The sequence below is a fragment of the Streptosporangium sp. DT93 genome, assembly GCF_049844535.1.
Lineage (GTDB): Bacteria > Actinomycetota > Actinomycetes > Streptosporangiales > Streptosporangiaceae > Streptosporangium.
On sequence record NZ_JBNCLF010000006.1, the window covers coordinates 223,072 to 241,917 of the forward strand.

The window sequence follows — 18,846 nt, forward strand, 5'->3', positions numbered from 1 at the left end:
GGGGCTCCCCGGCGCCCTGTGCGGTCTGGGGCGGGGGGCGGCGGCCCGGCCGGGCCGCCTCCCCCCTCACCATGTCCGACCGCTTTTTCGGTTAATTAGCTTTTTTGTCTGGATTGACGGGCGATGGGAAACCGGGATACGTTCCGGGTGTTTTGTGGCGGTGCGAGGGAAATCCGGTGAGATTCCGGTACGGTCGCGCCACTGTAACCGGCCCCCAGGGGCGGAAGTCAGGTCACTCGGCCGCCACCGACCTACGAAAAGGGACGCGTGATCCCGGAGGAGGTAGTCGTGAGTCAGATCTCGGCTCCGTACGCCCAGCCCATCCCCCTGCGGTCGCTCACCCGCTGGCTTCTCGCCGTGCCGGTGCTGCTGCTCCTGGCCTACCTGGTCACCTTCGACCAGGGAGTGGTCTCACAGGCGGGTGACTACCTGCACGAGCTGATGCACGACGGGCGTCACCTCCTCGGCGTCCCCTGCCACTGAGCCACAGGTGATCACCAAACTGATCGTCCGGGGACTCGTCGCCGGACTGCTCGCAGGGCTGCTCGCGGCCGTTTTCGCCTACGCCGTGGGCGAGCCGCGCATCGACCAGGCCATCGCGCTGGAGGAGGCGGCGGCCGCCGTCGCGGCCCCCGCCGGGGACGTCGGGGGCACGGCGACCGGAACGCACTCGCACGAGGCGGGGACGGAGGAGGCCGCCCACTCCCACGGGGAGGAGGCCCTGGTCAGCAGGAACGGGCAGCGGTTCGGCCTGTTCCTCGCCCTGGGCCTGTACGGGCTGGCGGTCGGCGGCCTGTTCGCCCTCGTCTACGCGGCCGTACGCGGCAGGGCCGGGCCCCGCTCGGAACCGGCGCTCGCGGTCACCCTCGCGGCCGCCGCGTTCCTCGCGGTGGTCCTCGTCCCCTTCGTGAAGTACCCCGCCAACCCGCCCGCCGTGGGCGACCCGGGGACCATCGGCCAGCGCACCGTGCTGTACCTGGTCGCGGTGGCCATCGGCCTCCTGGCGGTGGCCGCGGGGGTCGCCGCCCACCGGTACGCCTCCGGCGGCGAGCCGTGGGTGCGGTGGCTGGTCACGGGCGCCGCGGTGCTCGTCCCCGTCGTCGCCGCCTGGGCGCTGATGCCGAGGATCGCCGAGGTGCCGCGGGGCTTCCCCGCTGACCTGCTCTGGGACTTCCGGGTCGCCTCCCTGGGCACCCAGGTGGTCTTCTGGGCGGGCATCGGCGTGCTGTTCGCGTTCGCCGCGCGCCGGCGCACCCCGGTGTGACGGCGGCCCCCTCGGGGGTCACCCGGCTGCTGCTGGTCTGCCACGCCTCCACCGAGGCGACGGCGCGGGCCGCGTTCCCCGCCGACGAACCGCTCGACGGGCGCGGCCTGCGCCTGGCCACCGGGCTGGCACGGGAGTTCGTGCCCGGCCCGGCGGCCTGCCCGCCCGAGCTGCGCTGCCTGCAGACGGCGGCGGCGCTCGGCCTGCGGGCCGAGCCCGACCCGCTGCTGGCCGACTGCGACTACGGGCGCTGGGCCGGGATGACGCTGGGTGAGGTCGAGGCCGCCGAACCCGAGGCGCTCGCGTCCTGGCTCGGCGACCCGGCCGCGGCACCGCACGGCGGCGAGCCGGTCACCGCGCTCCTGGCCAGGGTGTCCGGCTGGCTCGCGGTCCGCCCCCCGGGCCGTACGGTCGCGGTCACCCACCCGTCGGTCGTCCGCGCCGCCGTGGTGCACGCCCTCGGCGCCCCGGCCCGCGCCTTCTGGCGCGTGGACGTGGCGCCGCTGTCCCGGGTGACGCTCACCGGGCGCGGCGTGCGCTGGCGGCTGACCTACTCCCCGTGACGACGAAGGAGGACCCGAAGGTGCCTGACTCCCGTTATCCGTTCACCGCGATCGTGGGGCTGGAGGATCTCAAGCTCGCCCTGATCCTCAACGCCGTGTCCCCGCGGGTCGGGGGCGTGCTGGTCAGGGGGGAGAAGGGCACCGCCAAGTCCACCGTCGTACGGGCGCTGGCCGCGCTGCTGCCCCCCGTCGAGGTGGTGGCAGGCTGCCGCTTCTCCTGCGATCCCGCCGCCCCGGACCCCGGCTGCCCCGACGGGCCGCACGAGGTCCCTCCCGCCCGGGGGACGCTCCGGCCGGCCCGGCTGGTCGAGCTGCCCGTCGGCGCCTCCGAGGACCGGCTCGTCGGCTCCCTCGACATCGAGCGCGTCCTGACCGAGGGCGTGAAGTCCTTCGAACCCGGCCTGCTGGCGGGCGCCCACCGGGGCGTCCTCTACGTCGACGAGGTCAACCTCCTGCACGACCACCTGGTGGACCTGCTGCTCGACGCCGCCGCCCTGGGCACCTGCTACGTCGAGCGCGAGGGCGTGTCGGTGCGGCACGCGGCGCGCTTCCTGCTGGTGGGGACCATGAACCCCGAGGAGGGCGAGCTGCGCCCGCAGCTGCTGGACCGCTTCGGGCTCACCGTGGAGGTCCGCGCCTCGCGCGAGCCGTCCCTGCGGGTGGAGGTGGTACGGCGCCGCCTGGCCTTCGAGGCCGACCCCGACGGCTTCGCCGCGGCCTGGTCGGGCGAGGAGCGCGAGCTGGCGGCCCGGATCGCCGAGGCGCGGGCCCGGCTGCCGGAGGTCGTCCTCCCGGACGCGGCGCTGCTGCGGATCGCCACCGTCTGCGCGGCGTTCGAGGTGGACGGGCTGCGGGCCGACCTGGTGACCGCGAGCGCGGCGATCGCGCACGCCGCCTGGCAGGGCCGTACCCGGGTCACCGCCGACGACGTACGCGAGGCGGCCCGGCTCGCGCTCCCGCACCGCCGGCGCCGCGACCCCTTCGACGCGCCCGGCCTGGACGAGGCCAGGCTCCAGGACCTCCTGGACCGGATCCCCGACGACCCCGACGACCCCGACGACGGCCCCGGCGGCCCGGGACCCGACGGCCCGGACGGCCCCGAGGGTCCGGACGGCCCGGACGGCCCGGACGGTCCCGGGGGCCTGGACCCCGACGGCGCTCCCGAGACCGGGGAAGCGGCGGGGGACACGCCGGACCACCCCGGTGACCCCGTTGATCACGGCGGCGCGGACGCCGGGCCGCCCTCCGTCCCGGACGTCCCCGGCCCGCGCGGCGCCGGCCCCGAGGCCGGGGAGCAGGGCGCGGACCCCGCAGGGAAGGGGCCGGGCGGCTCGGAGCGGACCTCCGGCGCCGACCCGGGCGCCAGGACCAGGCTGTTCACCGTCCCCGGCGTCGGCGCCGGAGCCCCCGGGCGAAGGTCCCGGGCCAGGACGCCGCTGGGCCGCACCACCGGGTCACGCGTCCCCGAGGGCCGTACCGGCTCCGTGCACCTGAGGGCGACCGTCGGCGCCGCCGCCCCGCACCAGGCGGCGCGGGGCAGGAGCGGCCCCGGGCTGCTGCTGCGGCGCGGCGACCTGCGGGAGGCGGTCCGCGAGGGCAGGGAGGGCAACCTGGTGCTCTTCGTGGTGGACGCCAGCGGTTCCATGGCCGCCAGGCAGCGCATGCGCGCGGTCAAGACGGCCGTGCTCGGGCTGCTGCTGGACGCCTACCAGCGCCGCGACAAGGTGGGGCTCGTCACCTTCCGCGGTACCCGCGCGGACCTGGTCCTGCCGCCGACCTCCTCGGTCGAGGCGGGGGCGGCCCGGCTGCGCGAGCTGCCCACCGGGGGGCGCACCCCCCTGGCCGCCGGGCTGCTGCGGGCCGCCGAGGTGCTGCGGGTCGAGCGATTGCGCGACCCGTCCCGGCGCCCGCTGCTGGTCCTGGTCACCGACGGCAGGGCGACCTCCGGCACGGTCGAGGACTCCCGGCGGGCCGCGGGGCTGCTGGCGGGCGTGGCGAGCGTGGTGGTCGACTGCGAGGACGGCCACGTGCGCCTCGGCCTCGCCGCAGAACTGGCGGCCCGGATGGGCGCCGAGACCGTACGCCTGGACGACCTCACCGACCTGGCCGGAATGATCCGCGAGCGGCGCGGTGCCGCGTGAGAACGAAGAGGGGGCGAGGATGCCACAGGGCAGACCCGTCAGCGTGCCCGAGGACGGCCTGACCACCCGGCAGCGCCGCGCCCGGCCGCTGCTGATCGTCCACACCGGCCCGGGAAAGGGCAAGTCCACCGCGGCCTTCGGCCTGGCGCTGCGCGCCTGGAACCAGGGCTGGCCGATCGGGGTCTTCCAGTTCGTCAAGTCCGCCAAGTGGCGCATCGGCGAGGAGCGCGCCCTGCGGGTGCTCGGCGACTCGCAGGAGGGCGGGACCGTCTCCTGGCACAAGATGGGCGAGGGCTGGTCCTGGATCCAGCGGCCCGGCAGCGAGGAGGACCACGCCGCCGACGCCCGCGAGGGCTGGGAGCAGATCAAGCGGGACCTCGCCGCCGAGACGTTCCGGCTGTACGTGCTCGACGAGTTCACGTACCCGATGAAGTGGGGCTGGATCGACGTCGACGAGGTGGTGGCCGTCCTGCGGACGCGGCCCGGGGGCCAGCACGTCGTGGTCACCGGCCGCGACGCCGACCCCCGGCTGGTCGAGGCCGCCGACCTGGTGACCGAGATGGGCAAGGTCAAGCACCCGATGGACGCCGGTCAGAAGGGGCAGAAGGGCATCGAATGGTAGCCCGCCTGGTCATCGCGGCCCCCTCCTCCGGGGCGGGCAAGACGACCGTGGCCACCGGGCTGATGGCCGCCCTCGCCCGGCGCGGCACGAGGGTCTCCCCGCACAAGGTGGGACCCGACTACATCGACCCCGGTTACCACGCCCTGGCCACCGGCCGCCCGGGCCGCAACCTCGACCCGTGGCTGGTGGGGGAGGAGCTCGTCGCCCCGCTGTTCCTGCACGGCGCCGCCGGGGCCGACCTCGCGATCGTCGAGGGCGTGATGGGCCTGTACGACGGCGCGGGCTCGAGCGAGTTCTCCTCCACCGCGCACGTGGCCCGGCTGCTGGAGGCCCCCGTGGTCCTGGTGGTGGACGCGGCCAGGCAGAGCCGGTCCGTGGCCGCGCTGGTGCACGGGTTCGCCTCCTACGACACCCGGATCAGGCTCGGCGGGGTGATCCTCAACCGGATCGGCTCGGAGCGGCACGAGCGCATCTGCCGCGAGGCGCTCGCCGAGAGCGGGGTGCCCGTGCTCGGCGCGATCCGCCGCAGCGACGCGGTCGCCACCCCCTCCCGGCACCTGGGCCTGGTGCCCGCCGCCGAGCGCCGCACCCAGGCCGCGCGGGCCATGGACGCCGTCGCGGACCTCGTCGTGGCCTCCTGCGACCTGGAGGGGCTGCTGAGGCTCGCCCGCACCGCGCCGCCGCAGACGGCCCCGCCCTGGAGCCCGGCCCCGCCCTGGAGCCCGGGGTCGTCCGTCCCGGCGGTGACCAGGATCGCGGTCGCGGGCGGCCAGGCCTTCACGTTCGGGTACACCGAGCAGGCCGAGCTGCTGGCGGCCGCGGGCGCCGAGATCGTCCCGCTCGACCCGCTGGCCGACGAGGCGCTCCCCGAGGGGACACGCGGGATCGTCATCGGCGGCGGCTTCCCCGAGGTCTACGCGGCCGAGCTGTCGGCCAACGAACCGCTGCGCAGGCAGGTCGCCGCGTTCGACGGGCCGATCTCGGCCGAGTGCGCGGGCCTGCTCTACCTGTCCCGGAGGCTGGACGACAGGCCCATGTGCGGGGTCCTCGACGTGGAGGCCAGGATGACCGGCACGCTGACGCTCGGGTACCGGGACGCGGTGGCCGTGCGGGACTCGGCGCTCACCCGGGACGGCGAACGCTACCGGGGCCACGAGTTCCACCGCACCATGGTCGAGCCCGCCCCCGACCGGCCGCTGTTCCGCTGGCGGGACGGGGCCGACGGCTTCGGCGACGACCGGATCACCGCCTCGTACCTGCACCTGCACTGGGCCGGAAGTCCCGCGCTGGCCTCCCGGTTCGTCGCGGCCTGCCGCCGCGTCCCCGTCGGCTGACCGCGTCCCTCCGCCCGTCCCCGCCGCGCCGGCCCGGCAGTCCGCGCCGGCCGGTCACGCCCGTCGGTCCGGCGTCACGCCGGTCCGCCGGTCCCCGGCCGTTGGTTCCCGGCCGCCTGTCCGGCGGGGCGGGGCGGGGTGGCGGGTCAGGCCGCGGTGAAGCAGCGCACGTCGTCCAGCATCTTCGCCGCCCGCACGGCGCTCAGCCGGGCCCGGGGATCCTTGCGCAGCAGCCCGCGCAGCACCGGCTCCAGGGCGCCCGCCCGCTTGGGCGCGCGCGGCGGCTCGCGCAGCGCCGCCACCAGCGCCGCCATCGAGTTCACCGTACGGAACGGGGTCCTGCCCTCGACCGCCATGTACAGCGTCGCGCCGAACGACCACATGTCCGCCTCGCGGGTGCCGCCCCTGCCCTGGAGCGCCTCCGGGGCGATGAACGCCGGGGTGCCGCGCATCGAGCTCGTCGCGGCCCCCTCGGGCGCGGCGAAGCCGAAGTCGGCCAGCACCACCCGGTCGCCGGTCAGCATGATGTTGGCGGGCTTGATGTCGCGGTGGATCACCCCGCCGTCGTGCGCGTGCCGCAGCGCCTCCAGCAGGCGGCACCCCATCGCCGCCACCAGGTCCACCGGGAGCGGCCCCGCCTGCACGAGCGTGTCGTGCAGCGTCAGCGCCTCCAGGAACTCCATGACGATCCAGAGGCGGTCGGCCTCCTCGGTGAGGTTGTGCACCGTCACGATGCCCCGGTGGCTCAGCCGGGCGGCCATCCGCGCCTCCCTGACCACGCGCCGCCGCTGCTCCGCGGCGGCCGCCCCGGGGGGCAGGGGTATCTCCTTGAGGGCCACCTCACGCTCCAGAAGCAGGTCGTAGGCGCGCCAGACGACGCCGGTCGCCCCCTGGCCGACGCGGGAGACGAGCTTGTACCTGCGCGCGATGATGGTGCTCACCCCGCAATGATCGCAGTTTTCCACCCCGGAGGCCTACTTGGAACGTTCCTTGCGTCCCTCTGGCCGCCCTTGTTCTCCGGATTCGACGGTGACGATGCTCACACGGGGCTCAAAGCAGGCTCATGGGGCTCATAGCGGGCTCACGCTGGCGCGCAGTGGGCTCACACCAGGCCGATGCCGAGCAGCAGCGCGCCCGCCGCGAGGGAGACCCCGCCCGCCGGGACGAGCCAGATCAGCCGGTTCGGCGTGGTGTCGGAGGGGCGGACCACCGACAGGAAGAAGCCGATCGGCATCAGGATGGGGGCCGCCACGATCAGGACCCGGGCAAGGTCCTTCATGCCGGCGGACAGGTCCGCCTGGTCGATGTAGAGGAGCGCGACGAGCGCGAAGAGCACCAGGACGCCCGCGTGGGCGTGCCCCGCCCGCCACAGGCCCCGGCGGACGGGATTGTCCGCGTAGCCGGGGATGTCGCGCATGATGTGCGCGAGCAGGGAGGCCCCGCCGAAGGCGACGGCGGGAACGGTGATCAGGAGCACTCCGGCGGTGCTCAGGGAGGACGGCGACACGGGGGGTCCCTTCATTGGATAGTTGCGCTTGCCAATTATTGGATAGGTCGACTATCCAGTCAAGGGGGTGCGGATTTGCCTCGGGGCGGGGTGAGGGGGTTCCCTGACGGGCAGGACCTCGGCACGGCCCGTGGGGGTGCCCGCAAAGATCGCGGGATCATCCGCGCGCAATGTCGCCCGGTTCGGGGAAGATATGAATCAGATGCGTCCCCCAGGTGGAGGTGCCACACATGGCGAGCAAGGACACCGGCGGCCAGAAGCAGACCGGCCGCACCGACAAGGAGGTCGAGGAGACCGCCGCGGCGGAAACCACCGACGTCCAGGAACGTCACGAGAAGCTCTCGGACGACGTCGACGCGATCCTCGACGAGATCGACGAGGTGCTCGAGGAGAACGCCGAGGAATTCGTCAGGTCCTACGTCCAGAAGGGCGGCCAGTAGGTCTTACATCAGCTCTCATGTGACTTGTCCTACTGGAGCCTGATGAGGTCGGATCCATCGCGATCCGAAGGGCTCGTCCCGGCCGGGGGCGAGTCCGGCGGGCGCCGGGCTCGGCGGGTGGGCGGCGCACGGCCGTCCCCGCCGTGAGCGCCCCCTCCGCGTTCCGGCGCGGGCGCCGCCGGAGCCGCCGGAGCCGCCGGAGCCCAGGCCGAGGGGGACGAGTCCCGGCAGAAGCGTGGCCGCCCGGTCCCCTTCATCCCCGTGGCCCCTTCGGTGCCTCCCTCCCCCCTGTTCCCCCTGCTTCGTCCCTGCTGGGCGCCGTCGTCCGCCGCCGGTGCCCCTTCGCCGTGTCCGCGTGAGGCGGCGGCGGACCGGGCCGCCTGAGGCCGGTCGTCGGTGAAGATTCAAAAGCCGGGCACCCGTAGGTGGTTCGCGCTGAGCTGATCCAGGGAAGTGCAAGCAGCACGGCAAGATGAGTAAGGTCGGGCCATAAAGGACTGCACCTTTGGAGGGAGTCGCGTGGGATCGCACAGGGACCTGCCCGCCGGCATGGTGAATCATATCTTTACCGACACCGGGAGCTCCTCGTTCACCGAGTTCGTCAGGTCCCACTCGCCGGACTTGCTGCCTGGCCGTAACGAGGCCCTGGCGACACCGGTGGGCGACCAGATTCCGCACGCCACCACGATCGTCGCGGCGAAGTGCGCCGGCGGCGTGGTGATCGCCGGAGACCGCCGGGCGACCTCCGGCAACATCATCTCCCAGCGGGACATCGAGAAGGTCTTCCGCACCGACGACCACTCGGCCATGGGCATCGCGGGGACCGCGAGCACCGGCATCGAGCTGGCCCGCCTCTACCGGGTGGAGCTGGAGCACTACGAGAAGCGCGAGGGCCGCACGCTCTCGGTGACGGGCAAGGCCAACCGGCTCGCCACGATGATCCGCGGCAACCTGCCGATGGCCATGCAGGGACTCGTCGTGGTGCCGATCTTCGCGGCCTACGACCCCGACATCGACGGTGGCCGGATCTTCGGCTACGACGTGGGCGGCGGGCCGTACGAGCAGCACAACCACCACACGATCGGATCCGGCTCGATCTTCGCGCGCGGGGCGCTGAAGAAGCTCTACCGGGAGGGCGCCTCGCCCGAGGACACCGTCCTGACCCTCGTCCACGCCCTCTACGACGCGGCCGACGACGACTCGGCGACCGGCGGTCCCGACGTGATCCGCAGGATCTGGCCCGTCGTCGTGGTGATCACGGCCGACGGATTCCACCGGCTCCCCGACGACGAGGTCGCCGAGCACGTCCGGGTCGTGATCGACTCCCGGACGAACTCCCCCGACGGCCCCACCGCCCCGCTGCGCTAACACGAGAGGATCACCCCAGGTGTCCATGCCTTTTGGATATGTCTCGCCCGAGCAGCAGATGCGGGACAAGGCGGACTACGCGCGCAAGGGGATCGCGCGGGGCCGCAGCGTCGTCGTCCTGCAGTACGAGGACGGCATCCTGTTCGTCGCGCCCAACCCGTCCCGTGCGCTGCACAAGATCAGCGAGATCTACGACAGGATCGGGTTCGCCGCGGTCGGCCGCTACAACGAGTTCGAGGCGCTGCGCCTCGGCGGCATCCGCTACGCCGACATCAACGGCTACACCTACGCGCGCGACGACGTCACCGCCCGCGGCCTGGCCAACCTCTACGCGCAGAACCTCGGCCAGATCTTCACGGAGTCGCCGAAGCCGTTCGAGGTGGAGATCGTGGTCGCCGAGGTCGGCGACTCCGCCGACGAGGACCACATCTACCGGCTGACGTTCGACGGCTCGGTCTTCGACGAGGCGGGGCTGGTCGCCATGGGCGGCCAGGCCGAGGCGGTGGCGGGGCGGCTCAAGGAGCGCTACCGCGACGGCCTGTCGCTGGGCGAGGCGCTGGAGGCCGCGCTGTTCGCGCTGACCGAGCCGGGGGGCGAGCGGTTCCCGGCCGCCCAGCTCGAGGTGGCGGTGCTCGACCGCAACCGGCCGCACCGCAAGTTCCTGCGGCTCAACGGCCCGAGGCTGGAGCGCCTGCTGGCCACCGGAGCCCCCGCCGCCGAGTCGGCCGCCCAGGCGGTACGGGACGAGAAGGAGCAGAACCCCCTCTCCGCCCCCGAGACGCCCGGCACCCCGCCGACCGCACCCGACGGTGACATCGACACCGGATCGAGCGGCTGACCCCGCCACCGGCATCGATACCGGCATCGGTGGCCGGTCCCGCCGGGACCGGCCACCGATGGGTCGGCGACACGACGGCGCGGAGACACGACGGCGCGGATACACGGATACACGGATACACGGAGACACTGTGGTGTGACGGCGTCACGGCGTGACGGTACGACGTGAGGGCGCCGCCCCGGCCGGGGCGGCGCCCTCACGCGTTCGGGACCGCCCTTTTCCGGGCGGCCGAATCCGGCCCCGGCCCCTCGCCTCCGGCGTGCGAAAACCCGCCGCACGAGCTCGCGCGACGCCCCCGCGACCCCGGCTCCCGGCTCTTTGCCGCCGCCCCCCGGCGCTCCCGCGCCGCTCGCGGCCGTGACGGTCCTCCCGCGAGCCGGGCACGGGCGGCGTTCGCGCTTAGCAGCTCGTCGGCCTGGGCATAAGCCGTACGACCGAAAACCCCATGATCCCTCCCACGAGAGGGGTTCGGCGAATAGTGTGAGGCAATGGATCGTCGCATCTTCGGGCTTGAGAACGAGTACGGCGTCACCTGCACGTTCAGGGGGCAGCGGCGGCTGTCGCCCGACGAGGTAGCGCGCTATCTATTCCGCCGCGTCGTCTCCTGGGGCCGGTCGAGCAACGTCTTCCTCCGCAACGGGGCCCGGCTCTACCTCGACGTCGGAAGCCACCCCGAGTACGCCACCCCCGAGTGCGACAACGTCGTGGAGCTCGTCACCCACGACAAGGCGGGCGAGCGCATCCTGGAGGGTCTGCTCGTCGACGCCGAGAAGCGCCTCCGCGAGGAGGGCATCGCCGGCGACATCTACCTGTTCAAGAACAACACCGACTCCGCGGGCAACTCCTACGGCTGCCACGAGAACTACCTGGTCGGCCGGCACGGCGAGTTCGGCCGCCTGGCCGACGTGCTGATCCCCTTCCTGGTCACCCGGCAGATCGTCTGCGGCGCCGGCAAGGTGCTGCAGACCCCCAGGGGAGCGGTCTACTGCGTCTCCCAGCGGGCCGAGCACATCTGGGAGGGCGTCTCCAGCGCCACGACCCGGTCGCGCCCGATCATCAACACCCGCGACGAGCCGCACGCCGACGCCGAGCGGTTCCGCCGCCTGCACGTCATCGTCGGCGACTCCAACATGAGCGAGACGACCACGTTGCTCAAGGTCGGCGCGACCGACCTGGTGCTGCGCATGATCGAGGCGGGCACCGTGATGCGCGACCTCTCCCTGGAGAACCCGATCCGGGCCATCCGCGAGGTCTCCCACGACATGACCGGGCGCCGGCGGGTGCGGCTGGCCAACGGCCGCGAGGCGTCCTCGCTGGAGATCCAGGAGGAGTACCTCTCCAAGGCCCGCGACTTCGTCGACCGCCGCGGCGGCGACGAGCTCAGCCACCGGGTGCTGGAGCTGTGGGAGCGCACGCTCAACGCGGTCGAGACCGGTGACCTGGACAAGGTCGCCCGGGAGATCGACTGGGTCACCAAGTACCAGCTCATCGAGCGCTACCGCAACAAGTACGACCTGCCGCTCTCCAGCCCCAGGGTCGCCCAGCTCGACCTGGCCTACCACGACGTGCACCGCAGGCGCGGCCTGTTCTACCTGCTGCAGAAGCGCGGCGCGGTGGAGCGGGTGGCCTCCGACCTCAAGATCTTCGAGGCCAAGTCGGTGCCGCCGCAGACCACACGCGCGCGGCTGCGCGGGGAGTTCATCCGCAAGGCCCAGGAGAAGCGCCGCGACTTCACCGTCGACTGGGTGCACCTGAAGCTCAACGACCAGGCGCAGCGCACCGTGCTCTGCAAGGACCCCTTCCGCAGCGTCGACGAGAGGGTGGACAAGCTCATCGCCGGCATGTGACGGCGGCGGGCCCGGCGTCCGTCCACGGATGGAGGGCCCGTCGATCGTCCGCACCGGACGGACGCCGGGCCCGCCGCCCGTCCGCGCGCGACGGCCACCGGTCGCCGTGAATCTTTCACGGGCGGCGGGCGGGTAACGTCGATCGTCGGCATGTCATGGTCACGCTTAGGCAAGCTCGTCCCGGTCTTACCTCCTCCGTACACCGGGAGGGGTAATGTGACGCGAACCTGACGTCTGCTTGAGGGATACCTATGCGCCGCCGCAGTCTGGCCGTACTGGCCGCAGTGCCTCTGATGTTCGCCGCAGCATGTGGAACCGGGGGAGACGCCGCCACCAGCACCACCGGCGCCTCCGGCTCCGCGAGCAGTGGCGGGGTCCCCGAACTGCAGGTCACCGGAGCGGCCGGGGCGAAGCCGACCGTGGCCTTCCCGGCCAAGGTCGTCGAGACCTCCTCCTTCAAGGTCCTCACCCCCGGAACGGCCGGCGAGACGGCCAAGACCGGCGCCAGCGTGGTGGCCAACTTCACCGTCTTCACCTGGGACGGCAAGGAGAACAAGCTCGCCGGCTCGACCTACGACGAGGGAGGGCCGCAGGTCATCACCCTCAACGAGCAGGTCCCGGAGATCCTCCGCAAGGGCTTCGCCGAGACCAAGGGCGGCGGCAGGTTCCTGTCCGTCGTCGCCAAGGACACCCTGCCCAAGGAGCAGCAGGCGCAGGCCCCGCCGGGACAGTCGCAGGTCTTCGTGGTCGACGTGGTCGGTGTTCCCACCGAGAAGACCGCCAAGGGCGACGCCACCGACCCGGGCCTCAAGGGCGTCAAGGTGGAGAACCCGGGCGGCGAGGCCGCGCCCAAGCTCACCACCAAGACCAAGGAGAAGGCTCCCAAGGGGCTCGTCACCAAGACGGTGATCGAGGGCACCGGGCCCAAGGTCACCTCGGGCCAGTCGATCCTCGTCCAGTACGCCGGCAAGATCTGGGGTTCGGACGTCGAGTTCGACAGCAGCTGGTCGCGCGGCGCCCAGCCGATCATGTTCCAGATCGGCACCGGCAAGGTCATCAAGGGCTGGGACCAGGGCCTGGTCGGCGTTCCGGTCGGCAGCCGGGTGCTGCTGAGCATCCCGCCGGACCTCGGCTACGGCGAGAAGGGCTCCGGCGAGAAGATCAAGGGCACCGACACCCTGGTCTTCCTGGTCGACGTGGTGGCCGCCTACTAGACCGTCCTTCCGGCTTCCGGCGCGTCCCGCCGGACCCCTCCATGGCACGTCCCGTGACCGGGCCCCGATCGGGGCCCGGTCATCAGGTTTTCACCGCCTCCGCCCGGCCTCCGGTCGTGATCCCCGGCTACTGACAACCCTCCCAATAGCGGGTTAGGGTTGGCGCAGCCCTCGGCCCAGGGAGTCCGGATGCGCCCCACCGTCCGTGCCGTCGTCCGTGCCGTCGTCCGTGCCACGGTGCGTCCCGCGCACCGCCCCGCGTCCCGTCCCGCGCGGCCTCCCGCGCCACGCCCCGGGACGCTGCTCGCCGCGCTGCTCGCCGCGTTCTCGCTCGTGCCGGTCGCCGCCTGCAGCTCCGGTGACGGACCGGCGGGGCCGGACGTCGAGGTGGTCGGGAACTTCGGCGAGAGGCCGACCGTGCGCTTTCCCGAGGGCACTCCCTCGCCGGGGCTGAGGTTCACCGAGCTGATGACCGGCACCGGCGCGCGCATCGGGGCGGACGACCTGGTCGTGGCCCAGTACACCGCGCACGTGTGGGACGGCAAGGACAACCGCCTGCTGGCCTCCAGCTTCAACCAGGGCGCCCCGGCCTCCTTCCCGCTGAACGGGACGCTCACCGGTGTGGGCAAGGCCCTGCGGGGTCACGCGGTGGGCAGCAGGGTGATCGCCTCCGTCCCTCCCGAGGAGGGCTACGGCCCCAACCCGCCCGGCGGGATGACCGCGCGGGACGAGCTGTTCTACGTCGTCGACGTGCTCGGGACCTTCCCTCCCGGTACCGCCGCCGGGGGCGAGCCGACCGGCGTCGGCGGTGCCGCGGCGCTGGACGGGGTCAGGGTCACCGGCCCTCCCGGCGGGCGCCCGGCCCTGTCCGTGCCGAAGGCCGCTCCTCCGGCCACGCTGAGAAGCAGGATCCTGCTGCGGGGGACCGGCGCCGGGGTCCGCGCCGGGCACCTCGTCGTCACCCAGTACGAGGGCAGGGTCTGGCGCGGTGGCGCCGTGTTCGACTCCACCTGGGCGGCCGGGCGGCCCAGGGCCTTCCAGATCGGCAGGGGCCGCGTCATCGCGGGCTGGGACCGGGCCCTGGTCGGTGTCCCCGTGGGCAGCCGGGTCGCGCTCGTCGTCCCGCCGGGTCTCGGCTACGAGGAGGGCCTGCCGCCGTCGATCAGGCCCGGCGACACCCTGGTCTTCGTCGTCGACGTCCTGGCGGCCTACTGAGCCGCCGCCCGGGCCTGCGGACGTTTCCCGGTCCTGCGGCCGTTTCCCGGTCCTGCGGCCGTGACCGGTCCTGTAGCCGTTTCCCGGGCCGGTAGCCGTTTCCCGGACCCGCGCCCGCCTCCCGGACCCGCGCCCGCCTTCCGGACCGGTCGCGGCCGTCAGGACGGTCGGGGCCGTCGTGGCCGTGACGGCTTTCCGCGGGTCCCGCCCTACAATCCGGGCTGTGAGCGGCGACGACCTCGACACGATGGCGGTACTCCACGACCCGGTGCGCCGGGCCGTCTACGACTACGTGGTCTCCCTGGGCCGGGAGGTCGGGCGGAACGAGGCGGCCGAGGCGGTGGGGGTGCAGCGGACCCTGGCCGCCTTCCACCTGGACAGGCTCGTCGAGGCGGGCCTGCTGGAGGCGGGGTTCCGGCGGCTGACCGAGCGGACCGGGCCGGGCAGCGGCCGGCCCGCGAAGGTCTACCGCAGGGCGCCGGGGGAGTGGCAGGTCAGCGTGCCGGCGCGGGACTACCGCACGCTCGCCCTGGTGCTGGCCGAGGCGATCGAGGAGCTCGGCGGGGACGAGCGGGCCGGACGGGCCGCCCGCCGCGCCGGGGCCGGGCTCGCCCTGGAGGGGGAGGACCTGCCCGGAGTGCTGCGCCGGCGCGGTTACCTGCCCTACGAGGAGGAGGGGCGGATCCGGCTGCGCAACTGCCCGTTCCACGTGCTGGCCGAGGAGCACCCGCCGCTGGTCTGCTCGGTCAACCTGGAACTCTGCCGTGGCCTGCTGGAGTCTCTCGGCCAGGACGCCTCGGCCGCCCGGATGGACCCGCGCCCGGGGGAGTGCTGCGTCGCCTTTTCTAAAAACAATGATGATTGACATAGAAGGAGCGGGGATGGTCTGCTGTGCTCATGCACCTGGCACAGATGAACGTCGCCCACATGCGCGCGCCCACGAACTCCCCGGAAATGGTCTCCTTCATGGCGGGCCTCGATCCCCTCAACCGGCTGGCCGAGGCCACCCCGGGCTTCGTCTGGAGGCTCAAGGGCGGGGAGGGCCCCGAGGACACGGTCGAGCACGTCTACGGCGACCACCTGCTGATCAACTTCTCGGTCTGGGAGTCGCGCGACGCGCTCTGGAACTACGTCTACCGCACCGTCCACCTGGAGTTCCTGCAGCGGCGCAGGGAGTGGTTCCACCACATCGCCGAGCCGTACTCGGTGATGTGGTGGATCCCGGCCGGGTACGAGCCGACACTGGCCGAGGGCATGGAGCGCCTGGAGCTCCTGAAGGCCGAGGGCCCCACGCCCTCGGCCTTCACCTTCAAGAACTTCTACGGGAGCAGCGAGGCGGCCAGCCTCCCGGCCGCGGCCGAGGCCAGGAAGTAGGCCAGGTCCTCGTCCAGGCCGCGTCCCATCGTCGACAGCCGGACGGGTGAGCCGCGCAGCGCCTCGGCCAGCCCGTCCACCGGCACCTCCACCAGCTCGTGCCGGGCGCCGAGCGGGCGCGACTGCTCGGCCACCCGCCTGCCGAAGTCACCGGGCAGCACCGGGACGGCCACCCGGGCCGGGGCCAGCGCCACCCGGCCGTAGGCGGTCAGCGAATGGTGCGAGACCCCGATGTGACGCTCGCGCAGGTCGCCCTCGCTGACCCGCAGCGCCGCCACCGGACGGCCGCCCAGGACGGCGGCGGCGTTGACCGCCTCACCGGCCGAGACGCCCGAGAAACCCCAGCGGGTGCCGCCGCCCAGGTTGCCCGGTCCCTGCGCGGCGATCGCGACGTCGGCCCCCAGGACGTGCCGGGCCGCCAGCAGGCCGGTGTGCGCGGTCACCGCCTCCACGTCGCCGCCGAAGGCCTGGCCCACCGTCACCACCCCGCACAGCCAGCCCGTCTCCCGCAGCCGCGCGGACGACATGGAGAACCAGGCGGGCAGCGCGCCCCCGTCCAGCATCACGTAGGCCACCCTGGGCACCCTGCGGGCGCCGCCCTCCGGCGTTCCCGCGACCGCGACCTCCCCGGTCCCCCCGCCGGCGGCCCGCGTGGCGCCCCCGCCCGCGTCCCCGGCCCTGTCCCCGGCCCTGTCCCCGGCAGGGCCCGGCGGGCGCGGGGGAGTGGTGCCGTACAGGCCGCAGAGGATCGCCGGCAGGGCCGAGTGCAGGTCGGCGACGATCACGGGCATGCCGTCCACCGAGTCGGCCTCGCGCAACACGTCGTGGAAGGGCGAATCCTGCTCGTCGGCGCCGAGCACGGTGGCCTGCAACGGGGTGTAACGTGCCTTTACCAGGTGTCCGGGGCCGCGCGGATCTTGTGGCAAACGGTCGGGAATCGCCACCACCATGGCGTAGCCTCCCGTACCGAGCCCCATGGCGAGCGCGGTCGTGTTGAGCAGCACCGTGTCACCGGGCTCCGGGTGCCCCACCAGGGCCGGATAGGCGAGAGCGCGTGCCTGGCCGTCCTCGGTGGTCACGTCGAGTTCCACCGCCCCCGGCCACTCGCGCCGGACCCGCACGACCTCGCCCCTGCGCCATCTGATCACGGGGGAAGGGTAGCGTCACCCGAACAGGAAGGGAGGCCGGATGTCGCGCCGGAAGACCGAGCGGCTGCTCAATCTCGTGATCTGCCTGCTGGCCACGCGGCGGCCGCTCAGCGCCGAGCACATCCGCCAGGCGGTGCCCGGCTACGACGCCGACAACGACGAGGCCTTCCAGCGGATGTTCGAGCGGGACAAGAACGAGCTCCGCGAGATCGGCATCCCCATCGAGGTCCACAAGGACCCCTGGGAGGAGGATCCGGGCTACCGGATCGTCCGGCAGGCCTACGAGCTGCCCGAGATCACCCTGGAGCCGGACGAGGCGGCCGTGGTGGGCCTGGCGGCCCAGGTGTGGCAGCGCGCCAGCCTGGCCGAGGCGGCGGGCGGGGCCCTGCTGAAACTGCGCGCCGGGGGCGTGCAGACCGACGAGGCCCACGGGGTCCTCGGCGGGGCGCTGGAGCTGCGCGTCGACACCCAGGACGCGTCCTTTCCCGCCCTGTGGGAGGCCGTGCGCGACCGGCGCGTGGTCCGCTTCGCCTACCGGGCCGCGGCCAGCCAGAGCATGCTGACCCGCACGGTGGAGCCGTGGGGCGTGGTCAGCCGCCGGGGCCGCTGGTACATGGTCGGCCACGACCGCGACCGCGACGCGCCCCGGGTCTTCCGGCTCAGCCGGATCAGCGGCACGGTCACCCCCGTCGGCCGCCCGGGCGCCGTGGTGGTGCCCGAGGGCGTCGACATCACGTCCATGGTCGGCTACCGCGACGCCGCCGTCCGCGAGCGCACCGCCGTGATCCGGGTCAGGCACGACACCTGCCAGGGACTGCGCCAGGTGGCGAAGAGCGCGCGGACCGCCGGTGACGGCTGGGACGAGCTGGAGGTCGACTTCACCGACCCCGAGCGGCTGGCCGGCTGGATCGTCGGCTTCGCCGACGACGCCGAGGTGCTCGGCCCGCCGGACGCCCGCGACGCGGTCATCTGCCGCCTGAAGGGAGCACTCGCGTGAGCACCGCCGACCGGCTGCCCAGGCTGCTCGCCCTGGTCCCCTACCTGATGTCGCACCCCGGCGCCCAGGTGCCCGAGGTGGCCAAGATCTTCGGGGTGACCGAGAAGCAGCTCATCGACGACCTGCAGCTGGTCTGGATGTGCGGGCTGCCCGGCCACACCCCCGGCGACCTGATCGACGTCTCCTGGGACGGCGGGGAGATCGTCATCGACAACGCCGAGACCATCGCCCGGCCCCTGCGGCTGGCCGTGGACGAGGCCAGCGCCCTGCTGGTGGCGCTGCGGCTGCTGGCCGAGATGCCGGAGTTCGGCGAGCGGGACGCGCTGATGCGGGTCATCGCCAAGTTCGAGCGGGCCGCGGGCGAGGGCGCGGCGGCGGTCAGCAGCCAGGTCGCGGTGGAGGTGGACGCCGCCCCCGACGCGCTGCCCGTCGTCAACGAGGCGCTGCGCCGGGGCAGGAGGCTCTCTCTGCGCTACTACGTGCCCGGACGCGACGAGATCACCCCGCGCGACGTGGACCCGATGCGCCTGGTCGTGGTGGACGGGCGGACCTACCTGTCGGGCTGGTGCTACCGGGTCGAGGCGGTCCGGCTGTTCCGGCTGGACCGGATGCTCTCGGTCGACATGCTCGACGTTCCCGCGGACCCGCCCGAGGGGGCAGTGCCCGACGAGGTGACCCCGGGGGTGTTCCGGCCCTCGCCGACCGACGAGCTGGTGGAGCTGGAGCTGACCGCCGTGGGCCGCTGGGTCGCCGAGTACTACCCGTGCGAGAGCGTCGAGGAGCTCGGCGAGGGCCGCGTCCGGGTGGCCCTGCGCGCCAGGGACCACGGCTGGCTGGTACGCCTGGCGCTGCGCCTCGGCGACAGCGGGAGGGTGATCTCGCCCGCCTCGCTGGACGAGAGCGTGCGCGCCGCCGCGAGGGCCGCGCTGAATCGTTATGAGTCGGTCTCCTGACATGCGACGACAGGATCACCC

The 18,846-nt window shown here is 73.4% G+C and carries 19 protein-coding genes and 1 riboswitch; of the genes, 16 read left to right on the forward strand and 3 right to left on the reverse strand.

Features of this window, described 5'->3' with window-relative positions:
- The first annotated feature begins 154 nt into the window (after positions 1-154).
- Positions 155-247, forward strand: a riboswitch (adenosylcobalamin (AdoCbl) riboswitch).
- A 41-nt stretch (positions 248-288) separates the two neighbouring features.
- From ACLQ2R_RS15685 to ACLQ2R_RS15710, 6 genes are read left to right on the forward strand one after another with little or no spacing between them, the layout of a single operon-like run.
- Positions 289-483: a CbtB domain-containing protein gene (locus tag ACLQ2R_RS15685; protein ID WP_386233655.1), complete on the forward strand. Its 195-nt coding sequence runs from the start codon at positions 289-291 to the stop codon at positions 481-483.
- Positions 484-490: 7 nt separating this feature from the next.
- Positions 491-1,264: a CbtA family protein gene (locus ACLQ2R_RS15690; RefSeq protein WP_425960219.1), complete on the forward strand. Its 774-nt coding sequence runs from the start codon at positions 491-493 to the stop codon at positions 1,262-1,264.
- Entirely contained in the window at positions 1,261-1,827 is a 567-nt protein-coding gene (locus ACLQ2R_RS15695) for a histidine phosphatase family protein (protein ID WP_425960220.1), read from the forward strand. The genes ACLQ2R_RS15690 and ACLQ2R_RS15695 overlap by 4 nt, the downstream gene beginning before the upstream one ends.
- 20 nt (positions 1,828-1,847) lie before the next feature.
- Complete coding sequence (locus tag ACLQ2R_RS15700) at positions 1,848-3,968, forward strand: putative cobaltochelatase (protein ID WP_425960221.1); 2,121 nt, start codon at positions 1,848-1,850, stop codon at positions 3,966-3,968.
- A 19-nt stretch (positions 3,969-3,987) separates the two neighbouring features.
- Positions 3,988-4,590 (forward strand): cob(I)yrinic acid a,c-diamide adenosyltransferase, encoded by a 603-nt coding sequence (gene cobO / locus ACLQ2R_RS15705; protein WP_425960222.1) that lies wholly within the window; start codon positions 3,988-3,990, stop codon positions 4,588-4,590.
- Positions 4,584-5,924, forward strand: coding sequence for a cobyrinate a,c-diamide synthase (locus ACLQ2R_RS15710; RefSeq protein ID WP_425960223.1), 1,341 nt, complete (start codon positions 4,584-4,586; stop codon positions 5,922-5,924). Before cobO ends, ACLQ2R_RS15710 begins: the two co-directional genes overlap by 7 nt.
- A gap of 146 nt (positions 5,925-6,070) precedes the next feature.
- Here the strand turns inward: ACLQ2R_RS15710 and ACLQ2R_RS15715 are convergent, their stop codons facing one another.
- Together ACLQ2R_RS15715 and ACLQ2R_RS15720 are read right to left on the reverse strand one after the other, a co-directional pair.
- On the reverse strand, positions 6,071-6,865 hold the full coding sequence (locus ACLQ2R_RS15715; protein WP_386233635.1) for a serine/threonine-protein kinase: 795 nt from the start codon (positions 6,863-6,865) through the stop codon (positions 6,071-6,073).
- Positions 6,866-7,026: 161 nt separating this feature from the next.
- Positions 7,027-7,431, reverse strand: a complete 405-nt coding sequence (locus ACLQ2R_RS15720; RefSeq protein WP_425960224.1) for a hypothetical protein — start codon at positions 7,429-7,431, stop codon at positions 7,027-7,029.
- A gap of 230 nt (positions 7,432-7,661) precedes the next feature.
- Here ACLQ2R_RS15720 and ACLQ2R_RS15725 point away from each other — a divergent pair, with 230 nt between their 5' ends.
- The 8 genes from ACLQ2R_RS15725 (at position 7,662) to ACLQ2R_RS15760 (ending at position 15,727) form a co-directional block, all read left to right on the forward strand.
- On the forward strand, positions 7,662-7,871 hold the full coding sequence (locus ACLQ2R_RS15725; RefSeq protein ID WP_386233629.1) for a ubiquitin-like protein Pup: 210 nt from the start codon (positions 7,662-7,664) through the stop codon (positions 7,869-7,871).
- 549 nt (positions 7,872-8,420) lie between these two features.
- A complete protein-coding gene (gene prcB, locus ACLQ2R_RS15730; protein WP_425960474.1) occupies positions 8,421-9,239 on the forward strand; it encodes a proteasome subunit beta in 819 nt (272 codons plus the stop codon).
- A 25-nt stretch (positions 9,240-9,264) separates the two neighbouring features.
- Positions 9,265-10,077 carry a proteasome subunit alpha gene (prcA, locus tag ACLQ2R_RS15735; RefSeq protein ID WP_425960225.1) on the forward strand — a complete coding sequence of 271 codons (813 nt, stop codon included), beginning with the start codon at positions 9,265-9,267 and terminating at the stop codon, positions 10,075-10,077.
- Between the two features lie 488 nt (positions 10,078-10,565).
- Positions 10,566-11,924, forward strand: coding sequence for a Pup--protein ligase (pafA, locus tag ACLQ2R_RS15740; RefSeq protein ID WP_425960226.1), 1,359 nt, complete (start codon positions 10,566-10,568; stop codon positions 11,922-11,924).
- Positions 11,925-12,175: 251 nt separating this feature from the next.
- Positions 12,176-13,138: an FKBP-type peptidyl-prolyl cis-trans isomerase gene (locus tag ACLQ2R_RS15745; protein WP_425960227.1), complete on the forward strand. Its 963-nt coding sequence runs from the start codon at positions 12,176-12,178 to the stop codon at positions 13,136-13,138.
- Between the two features lie 189 nt (positions 13,139-13,327).
- The gene (locus ACLQ2R_RS15750; protein WP_425960228.1) at positions 13,328-14,353 is read left to right on the forward strand and encodes an FKBP-type peptidyl-prolyl cis-trans isomerase; all 1,026 of its coding nucleotides are present in this window, start codon (positions 13,328-13,330) and stop codon (positions 14,351-14,353) included.
- Positions 14,354-14,576: 223 nt separating this feature from the next.
- Positions 14,577-15,218 (forward strand): helix-turn-helix transcriptional regulator, encoded by a 642-nt coding sequence (locus tag ACLQ2R_RS15755; protein WP_425960229.1) that lies wholly within the window; start codon positions 14,577-14,579, stop codon positions 15,216-15,218.
- A gap of 32 nt (positions 15,219-15,250) precedes the next feature.
- Positions 15,251-15,727, forward strand: a complete 477-nt coding sequence (locus ACLQ2R_RS15760; protein ID WP_425960230.1) for a DUF3291 domain-containing protein — start codon at positions 15,251-15,253, stop codon at positions 15,725-15,727.
- Here ACLQ2R_RS15760 and ACLQ2R_RS15765 read toward each other — a convergent pair.
- A complete protein-coding gene (locus ACLQ2R_RS15765; RefSeq protein ID WP_425960231.1) occupies positions 15,673-16,875 on the reverse strand; it encodes a DUF3866 family protein in 1,203 nt (400 codons plus the stop codon). The two genes, ACLQ2R_RS15760 and ACLQ2R_RS15765, sit on opposite strands and share 55 nt — an antisense overlap.
- Before the next feature lie 40 nt (positions 16,876-16,915).
- Here ACLQ2R_RS15765 and ACLQ2R_RS15770 point away from each other — a divergent pair, with 40 nt between their 5' ends.
- Positions 16,916-17,872, forward strand: coding sequence for a helix-turn-helix transcriptional regulator (locus tag ACLQ2R_RS15770; RefSeq protein WP_425960232.1), 957 nt, complete (start codon positions 16,916-16,918; stop codon positions 17,870-17,872).
- Complete coding sequence (locus ACLQ2R_RS15775; protein WP_425960233.1) at positions 17,869-18,825, forward strand: helix-turn-helix transcriptional regulator; 957 nt, start codon at positions 17,869-17,871, stop codon at positions 18,823-18,825. The genes ACLQ2R_RS15770 and ACLQ2R_RS15775 overlap by 4 nt, the downstream gene beginning before the upstream one ends.
- Positions 18,826-18,846 lie beyond the last annotated feature (21 nt).

What these genes read in the sequence shown, in the direction of transcription:
- ACLQ2R_RS15770 (WP_425960232.1), top strand. Translation starts at nt 16,916, where the DNA reads ATGTCGCGCCGGAAGACCGAGCGGCTGCTCAATCTCGTGATCTGCCTG.
- ACLQ2R_RS15745 (WP_425960227.1), top strand. Translation starts at nt 12,176, where the DNA reads ATGCGCCGCCGCAGTCTGGCCGTACTGGCCGCAGTGCCTCTGATGTTC.
- ACLQ2R_RS15760 (WP_425960230.1), top strand. Translation starts at nt 15,251, where the DNA reads ATGCACCTGGCACAGATGAACGTCGCCCACATGCGCGCGCCCACGAAC.
- ACLQ2R_RS15725 (WP_386233629.1), top strand. Translation starts at nt 7,662, where the DNA reads ATGGCGAGCAAGGACACCGGCGGCCAGAAGCAGACCGGCCGCACCGAC.
- prcA (WP_425960225.1), top strand. Translation starts at nt 9,265, where the DNA reads ATGCCTTTTGGATATGTCTCGCCCGAGCAGCAGATGCGGGACAAGGCG.
- ACLQ2R_RS15710 (WP_425960223.1), top strand. Translation starts at nt 4,584, where the DNA reads ATGGTAGCCCGCCTGGTCATCGCGGCCCCCTCCTCCGGGGCGGGCAAG.
- prcB (WP_425960474.1), top strand. Translation starts at nt 8,421, where the DNA reads ATGGTGAATCATATCTTTACCGACACCGGGAGCTCCTCGTTCACCGAG.
- ACLQ2R_RS15750 (WP_425960228.1), top strand. Translation starts at nt 13,328, where the DNA reads ATGCGCCCCACCGTCCGTGCCGTCGTCCGTGCCGTCGTCCGTGCCACG.
- cobO (WP_425960222.1), top strand. Translation starts at nt 3,988, where the DNA reads ATGCCACAGGGCAGACCCGTCAGCGTGCCCGAGGACGGCCTGACCACC.
- pafA (WP_425960226.1), top strand. Translation starts at nt 10,566, where the DNA reads ATGGATCGTCGCATCTTCGGGCTTGAGAACGAGTACGGCGTCACCTGC.